Raw genomic sequence first — 1,273 nt, forward strand, 5'->3', positions numbered from 1 at the left:
AGGTCACCGGGCTGGGACAGGCCATGGAGCGCAATGGCATCGACAATGCCGTGCTGGATGCGAAACGGTTATTGCAGAAAATGCACCAGGCGGTTGTGGGCGGCCACGGACAGCGCGTCCAGAATGCGCACGCTGGACTTGTCAATCAGGCGGGTGTTGTTGTCTTGCTGCGTGACGGCCTGCAAGGCAACGGTGGTGGCCCGGGTCAGCGCAAACGGCACCGAGCTGGCAAGCCTCAGGGCTGGGCGAAAAACACGCATGTGCGGATTTGAAAGAACCTGGCTTTCGTCGACAAAGGGGAGGGGAGGCCGAGGGGCCTGTGGGCCAGTATCCCACAGGCGTGCTGAAAAACGTGTATACGTTCCAATTCAACGGGGAAGCGGCGGCGGATGCCGGAAGTCGCCCGAGGTCAGCGGAAACGCGGGCAGTGGCAGCCGCAGGCGCACGCACAGGCCCTGCGGCAGGATGTTCTCGGCGTCGGCGGTGCCGCTGTGGCGCAGGGCGATCTCCTGCACGATGGCCAGGCCCAGGCCGCAGCCGCCGGGCAGCTCGCTGGCGCGCCAGAAGCGCTCGAACACCCGGGGCAGGTCGGCCTCTTGCAGGCCCGGGCCGTTGTCTTCCACCTCCACCACCGCATGGCCTTGCAGGCGCTGCACCCGCAGGGTCACGGTGGCCCCGCGGCCCGCGTAATGCAGGGCGTTGTCGATCAGGTTGCTGAGGGCTTCGCGCAGCAGCAGCTTTTCGCCCTGGGTGACCAGGCTGTCTTCGCCCTCGTAGCCCAGGTCGATACCGGCGCTGATGGCGCGCGGGGTCCATTCGCGGGCCACTTCGCGGGCCAGCGCGGCCATGTCCAGCGGCTGGGGCGTGATGTCGGCCTCGGTACGCGCCAGCGCCAGCAACTGGTGTACCAGGTGGGCGGAGCGCTTGGCCCCGGCGTGCACCTTGGTCAGCCGCTCTTGCAGGGCCTGCGGGTCGCGCTCGGCCAGGGCCAGCTCGGTCTGGCTGATCAGGCCCGCCAGCGGGGTGCGCAGCTGGTGGGCGGCATCGTTGATGAAGCGCTTTTCCTGGCCCAGGCTGCGTCGCACCGCGGCCAGCATCTGGTTCACCGCCTCGGCCAGCGAATGCACCTCCAGCGGGGCCTGGGTCATCTCGATCGGCAGCAGGGTGGTGACGCTGCGGTGGGCCCGGTCGCCCAGCAGGGCTTCCAGGCGCTTGAGGGGCTGCAGGCCGCGGCCCACGCCGATGAACACCACGGTGCCGATCAGCGCGCCCA

At 68.7% G+C, this 1,273-nt stretch carries 2 protein-coding genes; both read right to left on the minus strand.

The window, feature by feature from the left end; all coding sequences use genetic code 11:
• Positions 1-68: 68 nt before the first annotated feature.
• Positions 69-260, minus strand: a complete 192-nt coding sequence (locus tag AC097L_RS24815; protein WP_479589381.1) for a hypothetical protein — start codon at positions 258-260, stop codon at positions 69-71.
• A gap of 108 nt (positions 261-368) precedes the next feature.
• The coding region (locus AC097L_RS24820) for a sensor histidine kinase (protein ID WP_479589382.1) at positions 369-1,273 on the minus strand (905 nt) is incomplete at its 5' end.

This window comes from Rhodoferax sp. RT5P35 (assembly GCF_056521385.1).

What these genes read in the sequence shown, in the direction of transcription:
- AC097L_RS24815 (WP_479589381.1), bottom strand. Translation starts at nt 260, where the DNA reads ATGCGTGTTTTTCGCCCAGCCCTGAGGCTTGCCAGCTCGGTGCCGTTT.